The 14,038-nt window shown below is 59.5% G+C and carries 12 protein-coding genes; 4 read left to right on the plus strand and 8 right to left on the minus strand.

Annotation, left to right across the window (positions count from 1 at the left end):
• Positions 1-4 precede the first annotated feature (4 nt).
• Positions 5-880: a carbohydrate ABC transporter permease gene (locus tag BM235_RS17415; RefSeq protein ID WP_090115507.1), complete on the plus strand. Its 876-nt coding sequence runs from the start codon at positions 5-7 to the stop codon at positions 878-880.
• A gap of 94 nt (positions 881-974) precedes the next feature.
• Entirely contained in the window at positions 975-2,699 is a 1,725-nt protein-coding gene (locus tag BM235_RS17420) for an extracellular solute-binding protein (RefSeq protein ID WP_090115508.1), read from the plus strand.
• 12 nt (positions 2,700-2,711) lie between these two features.
• Here BM235_RS17420 and BM235_RS17425 read toward each other — a convergent pair whose 3' ends face one another.
• Positions 2,712-2,891 carry a hypothetical protein gene (locus BM235_RS17425; RefSeq protein ID WP_090115509.1) on the minus strand — a complete coding sequence of 60 codons (180 nt, stop codon included), beginning with the start codon at positions 2,889-2,891 and terminating at the stop codon, positions 2,712-2,714.
• 78 nt (positions 2,892-2,969) lie between these two features.
• Positions 2,970-4,115 carry a sporulation protein YhbH gene (gene yhbH, locus BM235_RS17430; RefSeq protein ID WP_255374442.1) on the minus strand — a complete coding sequence of 382 codons (1,146 nt, stop codon included), beginning with the start codon at positions 4,113-4,115 and terminating at the stop codon, positions 2,970-2,972.
• 209 nt (positions 4,116-4,324) lie between these two features.
• On the opposite strand from yhbH, the gene BM235_RS17435 reads away from it, so the two are divergent.
• The gene (locus BM235_RS17435) at positions 4,325-4,645 is read left to right on the plus strand and encodes a phasin family protein (RefSeq protein WP_090115736.1); all 321 of its coding nucleotides are present in this window, start codon (positions 4,325-4,327) and stop codon (positions 4,643-4,645) included.
• A gap of 13 nt (positions 4,646-4,658) precedes the next feature.
• Positions 4,659-6,332, plus strand: a complete 1,674-nt coding sequence (locus tag BM235_RS17440) for an ABC1 kinase family protein (RefSeq protein ID WP_090115511.1) — start codon at positions 4,659-4,661, stop codon at positions 6,330-6,332.
• A gap of 76 nt (positions 6,333-6,408) precedes the next feature.
• On the opposite strand, the gene BM235_RS17445 is transcribed toward BM235_RS17440, so the two are convergent.
• The 6 genes from BM235_RS17445 to BM235_RS17470 all read right to left on the minus strand — a co-directional run bounded on the left by BM235_RS17445 (position 6,409) and on the right by BM235_RS17470 (position 14,038).
• Positions 6,409-7,254 carry a carbohydrate ABC transporter permease gene (locus BM235_RS17445; RefSeq protein WP_090115512.1) on the minus strand — a complete coding sequence of 282 codons (846 nt, stop codon included), beginning with the start codon at positions 7,252-7,254 and terminating at the stop codon, positions 6,409-6,411.
• Positions 7,255-7,266: 12 nt separating this feature from the next.
• Complete coding sequence (locus BM235_RS17450) at positions 7,267-8,172, minus strand: carbohydrate ABC transporter permease (RefSeq protein WP_090115513.1); 906 nt, start codon at positions 8,170-8,172, stop codon at positions 7,267-7,269.
• An 80-nt stretch (positions 8,173-8,252) separates the two neighbouring features.
• On the minus strand, positions 8,253-9,647 hold the full coding sequence (locus tag BM235_RS17455; RefSeq protein ID WP_177244246.1) for an ABC transporter substrate-binding protein: 1,395 nt from the start codon (positions 9,645-9,647) through the stop codon (positions 8,253-8,255).
• A 128-nt stretch (positions 9,648-9,775) separates the two neighbouring features.
• The gene (locus BM235_RS17460; RefSeq protein WP_090115514.1) at positions 9,776-11,059 is read right to left on the minus strand and encodes an extracellular solute-binding protein; all 1,284 of its coding nucleotides are present in this window, start codon (positions 11,057-11,059) and stop codon (positions 9,776-9,778) included.
• 202 nt (positions 11,060-11,261) lie between these two features.
• Positions 11,262-12,248: a substrate-binding domain-containing protein gene (locus BM235_RS17465; RefSeq protein WP_090115515.1), complete on the minus strand. Its 987-nt coding sequence runs from the start codon at positions 12,246-12,248 to the stop codon at positions 11,262-11,264.
• Positions 12,218-14,038: a sensor histidine kinase gene (locus BM235_RS17470; protein WP_090115516.1), complete on the minus strand. Its 1,821-nt coding sequence runs from the start codon at positions 14,036-14,038 to the stop codon at positions 12,218-12,220. The genes BM235_RS17465 and BM235_RS17470 overlap by 31 nt, the downstream gene beginning before the upstream one ends.

A 14,038-nucleotide genomic window follows, 5' to 3' on the forward strand; every position in this document is an offset into this window, starting at 1 on the left:
GCCGATGTTGACCTCGCGAAGCCTAAGCGGAAAAACCTTCGACGTATTCAACGCGTTGTTGATGATCGCCTTGTGCGTCTGCACGCTGTATCCGTTCTACAATATCCTGGTCACCTCGTTAAATGATCCGGCGGACGCCGCCCGCGGCGGCATTACGTTCTGGCCGCGCGAATTCTCCATCGAGAATTACAAGGTCGTCTTCCGGGACGACAGCATGATCCGGGCCTTTGTCGTCACGATCGCGCGAACGGTCATCGGCACGGCCGCGGCCGTTCTCTTCACCGGCGCGTTCGCCTATGGCATATCCAAATCCGAGCTCGTGGGACGCAAGCTGTTTCTCATGATGGCCATCGTTACGATGTATTTTAGCGGCGGCATCATCCCCTATTATCTCGTCGTCGCCAAATACCTGCATATGAAAGGCCACTTCCTGGTTTACATCGTTCCGAATCTGTTCAACGTATTCAACGCGATCATCATGCTCACATTTTTCCGGGCGCTGCCCAAGGAGATCGAAGAATCGGCGAAAATCGACGGCGCCAACGACCTGCGCATCTTCTTCCAATTGGTGCTGCCGGTCTCCAAACCGGTGCTGGCGACGATCGCGCTGTACAACGCCGTATTCCACTGGAACGCCTGGTACGACGCGATGCTCTTCGGCGGCGAGAAGCTGCTGACGCTGCAGCAGATCCTGATGCAGATCATCAGCTCCAACAGCAACGTCAGCCTCATCGCGAGCCAGCTTGGCTTAGGTTCGGTCACGGCCGCCTCGCTGAAGCTGGCGACCATGGTCATCACGACGCTGCCCATCGTGTTTACTTATCCGTTCGTGCAGAAGTACTTCGTCCAGGGCGTGATGATCGGCTCGGTCAAGGGATGAGTCGGCATTACCAAACTTTCGGCTTAACCGGCTTCGGCCGTTCAAAGCATAGAGCAAGTTCGATCTAGCTCATCATTTCAAGGGAGGTCTCATCATGATAAGAAAAGGGATTCAGACAGGCGCCGCGGCGGTGCTGTTCGCCGCGATGCTGGCAGGCTGCAGCTCTAACAACAACAATGCCGCGCCGAGCGTCAGCGGTCCGGCGAGCACGAGCGCGCCAAGCGCGAGCGAAAGCGCAAGCGCTTCCGCATCCGCATCCGGCTCGGCCGACGCTTCGCAGCCGGCGTGGAAGACAGATACGTCTCCGTTTACGTTCACGCAGTACTTCTATGGCAACTGGGCGTCCAATTATCTCTGGAAAGAACAGTTCGCCATGGAGCTCGTGAAGAAGAAAACCGGCATCACGATCGACCGGAAGCTGGCGACCGGCAGCGACGACGATTATTTGAACACGATGATCGCGGCGGGCGACCTGCCCGACACGATCATGCTCGACTGGAACAACCCCGCCGTCACGAAGCTGATCCAGAACGGCATGGTATACTCGATCGACGAACTGATTGAAAAGTACGCGCCGGAATTCAAATCGCAGCTTGATCCGAACATGGTCAAGTATCATTCCGTTGACGGCAAGCTCTGGTATTTGCCGAACCTTTACGAGACCGAGGACCGCCTGACCAGCGGCGTGCCGATCGTGCCGATCCGCCCGTGGTTTATCCGCTCCGACATTTATCAGGCGATCGGCAGCCCGAAGATCGAGACGACCGACGATCTGATGAACGCGCTTAAATCGGCGAAGGAGAAGTTCCCCGACGTCAGTCCGGTCGGACTCGAGTTTTTCGACGTCGCCCAGAACGGCTTCCACGGCAGCAACTCGATGGATTACTTGATTTATTCCTTCTCCCCCCATCTGTTGGAGGAACAGGTCAAGGACGATCAGCAAATCGTAGAATACCCGATGCGCAACAAGGGTTTCATAGACGCATTCCGCTATCTGAACCAGCTGTTCCGAGGCGGCCTGCTGGACTCGCAATTGCTCATTTACAAGCAGGAGCAGTACGAAGAGAAGCTATACGGCGGGCAATACGCGGTCGCCTCCCAATTCATGACCAACATGTACACGATGTTCAATCCGAAGATCCAAACCGCGCTGGGCAAAGACAAGACCTATACGGTGCTTGACGGCTTGAAGGCCAACGGCCAGGATCCGCGGTATCCGGCGAGCCGCCTCATGGGCTGGCAGGGCTTCTTCATTACGAAGAACGCCAAAAATCCCGAGCGGATCATCAAGTTTGCCGAGTACGCCTGGTCGGATGAAGGACAGCTCGACATGCGGTACGGCACGGAAGGCGAGACGTACGACATGGTGGACGGATTGCCGAAGCTGAAGGACGATATTTTGAACATGAAGCTGAACGACAACGCCACGTTCAATTCGAAATACGGCTTCGACGATTCGACGCTGCTGTGGAGAGCGGGCAAACAATGGGACGACGCGGCCGCACGCGACCTGAAGGAAAGCCAGCCGGAGCAATACGACGCATCGGTGCTGTTGTCCAAGTACGATTACGACAGCTATTCGCTCGGCATGGAGAACCTGGAGCCGGACGGCTCGTCGAAAGAGGGCACGATCAATACGAAGGTGAAGGATTTGTGGAACAAGACGATTCCGAAGCTCGTCATGGCGAAGTCGGACGATGAGTTCAATTCCGCATACGACGCCTTCGTCAAGCAAATCAATCAAGTCGGCGCTGAGAAGGTCGAGAAGGTCATGTACCAGCGCCATATGGCCGACCTGCAGAAGAAAGGCTTGAAGTAAGCTGCGGGATCGCTACTTCCCCCAACGGATAAACTTATTGATTAACGCGTAAAAGGGGCTCGAATCCAGATCGGTCAAGCCGTTCAGGTCGCCCATCAGATCGGCGAACAGGAAGGGCAGCAGACCGATCGCGAGCGCAGCGACGACCATCCCGACCGTTAAGCTCCGTACCAAGCGGCTCCATGCGATCATGAGGCTCATCTCCTTTTATTTAATTCCGCATACGACGAAGAAGCGATCGCCCCGTCAGGGGCGATCGCTTGCTCATGCTCAGACGACAGCTTCCCGCTTCTTGAAAAACGTCTTCAGCGCATTGTAAACCTCGGCCTTCTCGCGGATCACGTAGTAAAGGAATTGCTGATGGTCCAGATGCTTGTAAGCCGACATCAGCGTGCTCGAGCGATTGTACTGGTTGACTTCCCCGTAGCCGAAAATGTTGGCGCGATTCAGCAGTTCCTTGATCAGTCTCACGCAGCGCTCGTTGTCGCTCGTCAGGTTGTCGCCGTCCGAGAAGTGGAAAGGGTAGATATTGTAGCTCGACGACGGGTACCGGCTGTCGAGAATCTCGAGCGCTTTGATGTAGGCGGACGAGCAGATCGTGCCGCCGCTCTCCCCGCGCGTGAAGAACTCCTCCTCGGTCACTTCCTTGGCTTCGGTATGGTGCGCGATGAAGACGATTTCCACCTTCTCGTACTGCCGCCGCAGGAAGCGGGTCATCCAGAAGAAGAAGGAGCGCGCGCAATACTTTTCGAAGGAGCCCATCGATCCGGACGTATCCATCATCGCGATGATGACGGCGTTGTTCTGCGGCTTCACGATCTCCTCCCACGTCTTGAAGCGCAGGTCGTCCGGCGAGATGCCGGCGATCTCGGCCCGTCCGTCGCGGGAATTGCGCCTCAGGTTCTCGAGGATCGTCCGCTTCTTGTCGATGTTGGACATGATGCCCTTGCGCCGCACGTCCGTGAACCGGATCTCGGTCGATTCGATGATCTCCTTGTCTTTGCGCTTCAGGTAGGGCAACTCGAGCTCCTCGAACAGCATGTTCTCGAGCTCCGCGATCGAGATTTCGGCTTCGACGACGTCCTCGCCCGGCTCGCTGCCCGCGCCTTCGCCTTTGCCGCCTTTCGCCGCAGGATCGGTCCCGAGTACGTCGCCTACCTGGCTGTCGCCGTCTCCCTGTCCGACGTGTTTCTTCTTATTATGATTGTAAACGATATGGTATTCGTCCATGCTGCGAATCGGGATCTTGATGATCTGCTTGCCGTTCGACATGACGATGTTTTCTTCGGACAGCAGGTCGGGCAGGTTCTGCTTCAGCGCCTCGCGGACTTTTTTTTGGTGACGCGACTGGTCCTGGTAGCCCTTGCGGTGAAGCGACCAATCTTCTCTCGACAAAATAAAGGACGACTTGTTCACGATTTTTCGCACCCCTTTTCGGCCTTCAGCTCCGGTATGCATTTAATATATTCGGCTTCGGCCGTACGATGTGTACGATTTGGAAACGGCGTCTGCCCGACCTGCTTTATTTTCCGATTCTGGCGCGTATATAATGGGGTAAAGGGATGAAAAAGAAGGTTTTGAATCATCATGAAAATGATGACAAGCGAAAAGGAGCGATGAGACGGGTGAAGGACACGATCGATAAAATGATCTCGCTGGGATTGGGCGTCGTCGTCGCAAGCAAGGAGCAAATCGAGAAGACGGTCGACGAGCTCGTGCGAAAAGGAGAAGTCGGGCGCGAGGAGTCCAAGGGGCTGGTCGACGAGCTGCTGCGCAAGGGCGCGGAAGCGCGGAGCAAGATCGAATCCATGGCGCAGGAGAAGGCGAGCGCCTTCCGCGGCGACGGCCGGTTCGTCACCCGGGAAGAGTTCGCGGCGATTCAGCTGAGGCTCGAGGCGCTCGAAGAGAAGATGCGGCAGGCCGAGACGCGTCCGGCAGAGATGTGAGCGCGGGGCCCCTATGAGCGCGGGAAAAAGGATACGGCAGCTCCGCCGTTACCGGACGATCGCGGCAGCGCTCGCGCGCAACGGATTCGGCTATGTGTCCGACGAGCTCGGGCTCGTCGACAAGCTGGCGATCTTCCGCGTCGCGGAGCGCAAGGATATCAAGACCAAGAGCATCGGCGCCCGGCTCCGGCACGCGCTCGAGGAGCTCGGCCCGACCTTCGTGAAGCTGGGGCAGCTCGCCAGCACGCGTCCGGATCTGATCCCGGTTCCGATTCTGAAGGAGCTCGAGCAGCTGCAGGACCAAGTGCCGCCTTTCGCCTTTGCGGAGGCGGCCAGGATTATCGAGCGGGAGCTTGGCGCCCCCGTCGGCGCCTTGTTCGCCGAATTCGACGAGACGCCGATCGCGGCCGCGTCGATCGGACAAGTCTACCGCGCGGTGCTGGCGGACGGGACGCAGGTCGCGGTGAAGGTACAGCGGCCGGGCATCGCGGCTCAGATGGAGACGGATCTCGAGATACTGGCGGATCTGACCCGGCTCGCCGAGCATCGTCTCGATTGGGCGAGGCAATATCGGCTAAGGGATATGGTCGAGGAGTTGGCTAGGGCGCTGCGGACCGAGCTGGACTACGGCGCCGAAGCCCGCAACGGCGAGCGGTTCGCCCGGATGAGCGAGAGATGGGCGCATGTCGATGTGCCGAATATTCATTGGGACTTCTGCTCGAAGCGCGTCCTGACCATGGATTACATAGAAGGGATCAAGCTGTCCGACCGGGCGCAGCTGGACGCTGCGGGGCTGCCACGGCGTCTGCTCGCCGAACGCTATGCGGAGACGATCTTCGAGCAAGCGCTCGTGGAAGGCTTTTTTCACGGCGATCCGCATCCGGGCAATGTGCTCGCGCTCCCTGACGGACGTCTCGCGCTGCTCGACTTCGGCATGGTCGGACGGCTGACGCCGAGCGCCAAGCGCAACTTCGCCGCCTTCGTGATCGCGCTCAAAAACCAGAGCACGAAAGGCGTGGTCCGGGCGATCGGCAATATGGGCGTCATTCCCGAGTCCGCGGACGAGGAGCGTCTGTACGCCGACATCGACGAGATGAGGGAGAAGTATTATAAAGTCCCGTTCAATCAAATCTCGATGGGCGAGGCCGTGCAGGATTTGTTCGCGGTCGCGTTCCGGCATCAGATTCGCGTGCCGACCGAGCTCACGCTGCTCGGCAAGTCGCTGCTCACGATGGAAGGCGTCGTGTCCGCGCTCGAACCCGGCTTCAGCATCTTCGACGTGGCCGAGCCGTTCGGCAAAAAGCTGCTGCGCGAGCAGCTGAATCCCGCGCGGATCGCCAAGGCATGGATCGAAGAAGCGCCCGAGTTCGTGGAGCTCATCCGCGACGTGCCGGAGGGGCTTCGGCAGTGGGCGTCGCTCGTTCACAAGGGCCGCGTCCGCGCGGAGGTCGAGATCGGGAACCTCGACGCGATGACGCGCAAGCTCAACCGGATCAGCAACCGGCTTTCGTTCAGCATCGTGCTGCTGGCGCTCAGCATCATCATGGCGGGGCTCGTCATCGGCGCCGCGCTCGGACATGCGGAGACGTCGATCTGGCGATTTCCCATCATCGAGACGGGATTCGTCATCGCCGCGCTCATGTTCGGCTGGCTCATCTACGCAATTATTCGTTCCGGCAGATTCTAGCTCGAACTCGCAGCACAGCCTCGGGGACGATCCTGCGCGATTGCAGGATGCCCCCGAGGCTATTTAGCGTTCGACGTTATTTGACCGCGCCGGCCGTGATGCCACTCGCGATCTTGCGCTGGAACAAAATGTAGACGACCAGCACCGGTATAATCGTGATCAGCAGCGCGGCGAACAGCGGACCCCACTCGGTGCGGTACTGCATCTCGGCCTGGAGGACGCCGATCTCGACCGGCAGCGTATATTGCTTAGGATCGTTGATCAGCACCGTGCCCACGACATATTCGTTCCAGATGTTCAAGACGTTGATGATGGCGACGGTGACGAGCCCGGGTTGCGAGAGCGGCAGCATGATCCTGAAAAAAGTGCCGTAGTACGAGGCCCCGTCGATGACCGCCGACTCCTCGAGCTCCTTGGGCAGCGACTTGAAAAATCCGACGAGGACGAACACGCCGAAGGCGAGCACGCTGGAGGCGTATACGAGGATGAGGCCGAACCAAGTATTGATCAGATGGAGCGAATTCAGCAGGAAAAACAGCGGTATGAGCGCCAGCACGAACGGAACCATCATCGAGGCGATATAGAACAGGTAGAGAATTCCGCTGCCTTTGAAGGAGTACCTGGCGAGGACGTACGCCGTCGAGGCCGAGAGCAGAAGCCCGAGCGCGGTCGATCCGGCGGTGATGACGAGCGAATTCACGAAGTAAGAATCGAAATTGTATTTGTCCCACACATACGAGAAGTTGGACCAGAGCAGCGGCAGCTTCGGCAGCGCCCAAGGCGCATTGGCCAGGAACTGGGCGTTGTTCTTCAAGGCGTCCAGCAGCGTCCATGCCAGCGGGTACAGGACCGCGAGGCTCCATACGAGCAGGATCGCGTAAAATATCGTTTTGGCGGCCGGGTTGCGAAGTCCCAGTTTCATCGTCGTATCCCCCTAACTCATCTCGATGGTTTCCCGGTGCAGCAGCCGCTGCAAGGCGACGGTCGTGATCAGCGACGTGACCAGGATAAGCACGCCGATCGCGGCGCCGAATCCGAAGTGGTATTGCCGGAACGCCATCTGGTACAGATACGAACCCATGACCTGTGTCGTATTGTCCGGGCCGCCTTCGGTCATGATCCAGACGATGACGAAGGAGCCGTTCAGCGTCGTCATCATGATGTTGATGATGGAAACCTTCATTTGTTCCCATACGAGCGGCAGCGTGATATGGCAAAATTGGTGCCATTGGTTCGCGCCTTCCAGCTCGGCGGCCTCGTACAGGGAGTCCGGCACGTTCTGGATCGCCGCGATGAGCAAGATCATGTAGAAGCCGATTCCCGCCCAGATCGACGGCGGCAGCAGCATCCAGATCGTATGCGAGGTGAAGCCGAGCCAGGTGATCGCGACCGGCTCCTTCGTGAAGAGAGAAAGAAAGGCGTTAAGGAAGCCGATCTGCGGATTGTATATGAAGTTCCAGAGGACGCCGATGACGACCACGGAGATGACGTTCGGGATAAAGTAGATCGAGCGGAAAAAGCCGGACATCCGGAAGCCGAACCGGGTTAGCGCTACCGCGAAAAACGTCGCGAGCAGCATGATGCCGACGATCTTGCCGGCCACGAGGAAGTAATCGTTGCCGAGCGCCTGCCAGACGATCGGGTCGCGAAGCATGTCCTTAAAATTTTGCAGGCCGATGAAGTCCATATGATCCGACATGCCGGACCAGTCGAAGAGCGAATAGTATAAGGCTTTGATGACCGGATAGATGGTAAATACGCAGAAAAACGCAAGCGTCGGAATCGTAAAGCTGGCGATGAACAAGCTGCGCTGCCATTTAGCGGTACCGGATGTCTTCAAGAGGGCCCCCGTCCTTTCCTATCCATGGGCCGAAGGAGACCCTGATGCGGGCCTCCTCGAGCCTAATGCACGGATGCTTTTTATTTGCTGACCTTGGCGGCGGCGTCGGTCACGCGCTTCACCCATTCGTCCGGCGTGATCTTGCCGATCGAGAGCGCATCGGTCGCGTCCCACATCACCTTCTCGACGTCTGCGTTGAACGTGATCATCGGGATGACGACGGTGTTCGGATCGGTCAGGAACTTGGCCGCATCCTTGACGAAGTTCGGCGCGTTAGAGCTGGAGATGTCGCCCTTGATGTTGGACGGCGCGCCGCTCAGCTCGGCCCACTGCGAAGCTTGCGCCTCGGAGAAGATGAAGGACAGGAACGCCTTGGCGGCTTCCTTGTTCTTCGCCTTGCTCGCGATCGCGACCGAAGCGGTGGACGTGTTGGCGACGACTTTGCCGTCGGCCTTCTGCGTGACCGAAGGGATGAACCCGAAGTCGAAGCCGGACGGAATGTCCTTGCTCATCTCGTTCGGCAGCCAGAGGCCGTTCGGAATGAACGCGTCCTTGTGCTGCAGGAACGACATTTGCGAATCCGTATGATTGATTTGAATGGAAGCCTTGTCGATGAAGCCCTTGTCGCGAAGCTCCACGATCTTGTTCAAGCCGGCCATGACGGCCGGGCTCTTGAACGCGTCGACCTTCGAATCCGCCATGTCCTGCAGGATCTTATAGTCGTCGTTGTTCGCCGAGACGATCGCGGGGAAGAGGAAGGCGTCCTGGATGTAATACGGGTATTTGCCGGTATGGATAAACGGCGTGACGCCGGCGGCCTTGATCGTATCCGCGGCAGCGATGAACGAATCGTAGTCGGTCGGCTCGGTCCAGCCCTTTTCCTTGAACAGCGCCTTATCCCAAAAGATTCCCCATGAGTTTAGGACGAGCGGGATGTTGTAGATCTTGCCGTCATACTGCTGCGGCTGCTGCGCCAGAATGTCCTTAATCAGGGTGCCGTCCACGTTTTTCGCCGTCTTGTACCATTCGGTCAGATCTTCGACCTGGCCGTCTTCGACCATCTGGCGGTCGTTCAGTCCCGCGCCGTCGATGTAGACGAAGTCCGGCGGATTGCCGCCGATCCAGCGCGGCTTGTTCTGCTCGTTGATCTTGGGGCCGCCGCTTTCGATGACGTTCAGGTCGGGATTGGCCGCCTTGAAGTCGGCGATGACTTTTTTCCACCACTTGTCGCCGTAGCCGCCGACGAAGTATTGGATCTCGAAGTCGCCGGTCAGCTTCGTTGCCGCGGCCTCGCCGCTAGCGCCGGCTGATGCGCTCGGTGCGGCCGATGCGCTTGCCGAAGCGGTTGGCGCGGCGGAGGAAGCGCTTCCCGCGCCGTTGTCCTTGTCGTTCGAGCCGCAGCCCGCCAGCGGCAGCACCGCCATCGCGGCGGCCAGGCCGACGGCCGCCATCTTTTTGTTCAATACCAATACCATGCAGCAAAACCCTCCCCGGATATGGATGATACGGTCGCTTTTCTTGGCGCCTGCAATCATCATACCGGGGAGGGCGTCGGGGCTCTATCGAATATATTCCGGGAAATCTAGAGGATCTTATGATTGTATTATTCGGCGGCGTAGGCGGCGCTGCGGGTGATCGCGAACGATTGCAGCTGGTCCAGCGCGGCCTTTGGCGAGAGGTGGTCGAACAGCACCGCATCGCCCATTTTGCGCGACTTGTCCAGGACGGCCTGCCAGGCGGGCTCCTGGATCGGATAGAACTTGGCGGCCGCCAGGGAGGCGATATCGCGCTTCATCGACGGATCGGCGGCCGACAGCGTATCGCCGACCGTCGACGTCACCGGGATGAGGCCTTCGCGCACGATCATGTCCCCGTAGTTCGCGTCGTCGTAGAGGAAGTCGAGGAACTTGGACAGGGCGACCGGGTCCGTGTGGTCCGTTTTGAACGAGACGAGCACGTCCTGTACCCCGAACGAGACGGGCGGCTGGCCGTCCTTCACCGGTATCGGTCCCGAACCCCATTCGAAGCCGGGAAATTCGCGCGGCACGACGGACGAGAAGTAATTGCCCGAGATCATCATGCCGAGCTTGCCGTCGCCCATGATTCGCTGCTTTTCGTCCCGCGTCGTCACGGTCGGCTCCTCGTCGGTCAGCCCTTCGTCGTACAGACGCTTGAGATAGGTCAGCGCCTCGACGTTGGCCGGCGAGTTGACGGCCCAGCGCCCGTCCTTGATCCAGTCTCCCCCCGCTCCGAAAAAAAAGTAGGAAAGATAGGCTTGCACCTCGTCGTCCGTCAGGTCGACGCCGAAGCCGCGAGCGTTCCCGGAGTCAACGAGCTTTCGCGCGCTCGCTTCGAGCTCGGACCAGGTGGCCGGCGGCTGCCCGATGCCTGCGGCGGCAAACAGCTTCTTGTTGTAGTACAGGTTGCGGACCGAGGCGACGTAGGGGATCGCGTACTGCTTGTCTTCCAGGCGGTCCATGGCGGTCAGATTCGGATAAAACTTGGACAGCAGCCGGGGCGAGGCGATCTCGCTTAGATCGTTCAGGATGCCGGCCTTGGAAAAGTGCGCGTACACGTTCGTGTTCAGCAAGTCGGGCGGCTGGTTGCGGCTGATCATCGCGGTGTAGATGCCGTCCAGCACGTTCCAGTTGGCGACCTGCAGTTCGACGAGGATGTCCGGATTTTTGAGTTCGAATTCGTGGACGAGCTTCTCGAGGTTCGCCTTCGTCTCCGTGCTGTACTCCGCGGCGACGAATCGGATGAGCGATTGCTTGGGCTCTGCCGGCGCGGCAGGCGCCGGCTGCCGCTTGGCGCAAGCGCCGAGCGGGAGCGCGAGGCATGCGGCGGCGACCAATGCCGTTGCTGAAGCGCGATAGAGGCTTGGCATGTCGAGGCCTCCTTTGAGGTTTAATGATTGTATGGTTCTGGCGGCGTTATGCGGCGGCGCCGCGTATCTAGGGCGATTTAGGCCGGGGAGAGCAGAGATAACCGAAGAATTCGGCTATCGCGAGCGATTCGGGCTCCGGAGAAGCGGAGATAAGCGAAAAGTTCGGTTATCGCGAGCCCGAAACGCTGTATGTCCGAGGCGGCTAGCTGCCGTCGCCGTCGAACGGGAATAGCAGCTTCTGATTTTCCGGCGCGTACATGTTGGACTTGGTCACTACGATCGAATCCGTGTACGAGACCCGGCTTGCGCCTCGAGGTTCCGCGCGCTTCAGCGCCGCCTTCACGCCCAAGTACCCCATATTGAACGGCTTCTGCACGATCAGCGCGCTCATGACGCCGTCCTCGAGCAGCCGGATCTCGTAGACCGAGCTGTCGAAGCCGATCAGCTTGATCCGTTGGTCCCCGGCCTCGCCGATCGCTCGGGCCGCGCCGAGGGCCGCCGTCTCGTTCAGCGCGACGACGACGCTCGGAGGCTCCGGCATGGCGAGCACGGCTTTCATGATTTCGTAAGCCTTGTCCTCCGAATCCTCGCAGTAGTATATCTCCGTCGCGCCGCCGGGATAAGCCTTGACCGCTTCCCTGACGCCGGCCTCGCGCTCGCCGGATACGCGGGAGCGCTCGAAGTCGCTCACGATCGCGACGTTCGGCCGTCCGTCCGTCAATTCGGCGGCGGTCTCGCCGGCCTGCCGGCCGGCTTCGCGGTGATCGTTCAGCACGGACACCGGCGCCGTCCCCGACTGAAGCGGCATGTCGATGACGACGACCCGAATGCCCGCCCTGCGGATCGCTTGCACCGCCTCGGAGACGCGCGGGTCGTCGACGGGCGCGACGACGACGGAAGAGGGGCGAGCGGCCAGCGCGTCCTGGAGGAGACGGACCTGCGTATCCGCGTCCGTCTCCTCCAGCGGGCCCTGGATATCGATCGTCGCGCCCGCTTCCTTGGCGGCCGCCGAGGCGCCCGCGCTGACGGCCTGCCAGAAGTTCGAGCGCACGCTGCTCGACTTGAGCACGACGGAGACGGAGCGGTCGCCGCCTTCTGCTGAATAGTAGAGCTTGATATACAAGCCTGCGCAGAGCGCGGCCGCAGCCAGCAGCAAGGTCAGCGCCCAGGCGTATTTATGATTGCGCATCGCAAGTTTTCCACCTTCGGTATTTTGATCGTGACGCGCGTGCCTTCGTACGGCTCGCTCCGGATGGAGATGCCGTAGGCCGGGCCGAAAAACAGGCGGATGCGCTCGTGCGCGTTGCCGACGCCGATCCCTTTGGCAAAACCGGCTTCGACCGGCGCGGGATTCCAAATTTTTTCGATCGTCTCGGCGGTCATGCCGACGCCGTCGTCCTCCACCTCGAAGATGATCGCGTCATCTTGTTCCCTGCCGCTCACGACGATCGTTCCTTTCTCCGGCAGGTTGCGGATGCCGTGGTAGATGGCGTTCTCTACGAACGGCTGGAGCAGAATCTTGAGCGTCTTGTACTTCAGGATGCCCTCCTCGAATTCGATCCGGTATTCGAGCTGGCTCGCGTAGCGCATCTTCTGGATCAGCATGTAGCTGCGGATATGCTCCAGCTCTACGCGGATCGGCACGAGCTCCTGGTCCTTGGCGATGCTCGCGCGGAACAGGCGGGCGAGCGCGGACGTCATGAGCACGACCTCTTCATGCTGCTTCTGCTCGGCCATCCAGACGATCGAATCCAGCGTGTTGTACAGGAAGTGCGGGTTGATCTGCGACTGCAGCAGGGCGAGCTCGCTCTTGCGCTTGTTTTCTTGCGTGGAGATGGCCTCGGACATGAGGTTTTTGATCTGGCCGACCATCATGTTGAAGGTCCGGCTGAGCTGGCCGATCTCGTCCATCTGCTGAACCGGCGCCTTGACCTCGAAGTTGCCTTTTTCCACGAGCCGCATGTTCCGCTGCAGGTTGCGGATCGGCCTTGACAGCCGGTGGGAGAGCGCCACCGAGAGCAGGAGCGCGACAGCGATGCCGATCAGCGAGATGAGCAGCGAATTGCGCAGCGTTTCCTTGTATCCGATCAGGTCGCCCGCATAAGCGACCCCGACGATCTTCCAGCCGAAATTCGTGTCCTGCACCGAGTAGAAGCGCTTGCCGTCCTCGTCGTCTACCGCGAAGGAGGTGCCGCTGGGCGCCCGGAGAACGTCGGCGATGCGCTCTGTCCGCAGGCTGCTGTAGATGAGCTGCTGCTGCGGATGATAGACGATGTCGCCCTCGCGGTCGACGATGAACACATAACCCTTTTTGCCGATGTCGATTTGTCTCAGCAGGTCGCTCACCGCGCTCAGGTTCAGGTCGACGAGGAAAATGCCGTCCGCGGTGATTCCGTCCGTATTTTTCAGCTCGCGCGAGAGCGATACGACCCAGCGGTATTCGTCCTTGATGATGTTCTGCACGTGCGGCGCGGAGATGACGGACTTGCCCCCGGCCTGCCGGGCGCCGATATACCAGGACTGCTCCCGGGGCGGCGCGTTCGGGTTCAGCGTCGTGATGCGGCGGTCGCTTACGTACCGTCCGTTGTAACCGAACACCATGATGGAGGCGATATCCTTGCGGGTATACAAGATGGACTGGAACAGATCCGAGATGCGTTTTTCGTACGGCCTGCGTTCTTCGTCGGTGATGAAGCTGTTGCTGGAAATGTAGTATTTGACATCCTTGTTCGTCAGTGCGAGCAGAGAGATATTTTCCATGTTGTCGACGTAGGATTGAATGTTCGTGTTGACCTGCTTGATGACTTCCTCGATGTAGTTCTCGGAGTTGTGCCGGACGGCGCCGGCGGACAGCCGGTAGCTGAAGAAGGTCGTCGCGGCGATCGTCAGCAGGATGAGGCAGGAGAAGGCGACGGCGATGCTAGCCTGAATGCTCTTGAGCGGAAAAATCGGCAAAAACGGCCTGAATTTTCGAAGCAT

The organism is Cohnella sp. OV330 (genome assembly GCF_900112065.1).
GTDB lineage: Bacteria > Bacillota > Bacilli > Paenibacillales > Paenibacillaceae > Cohnella.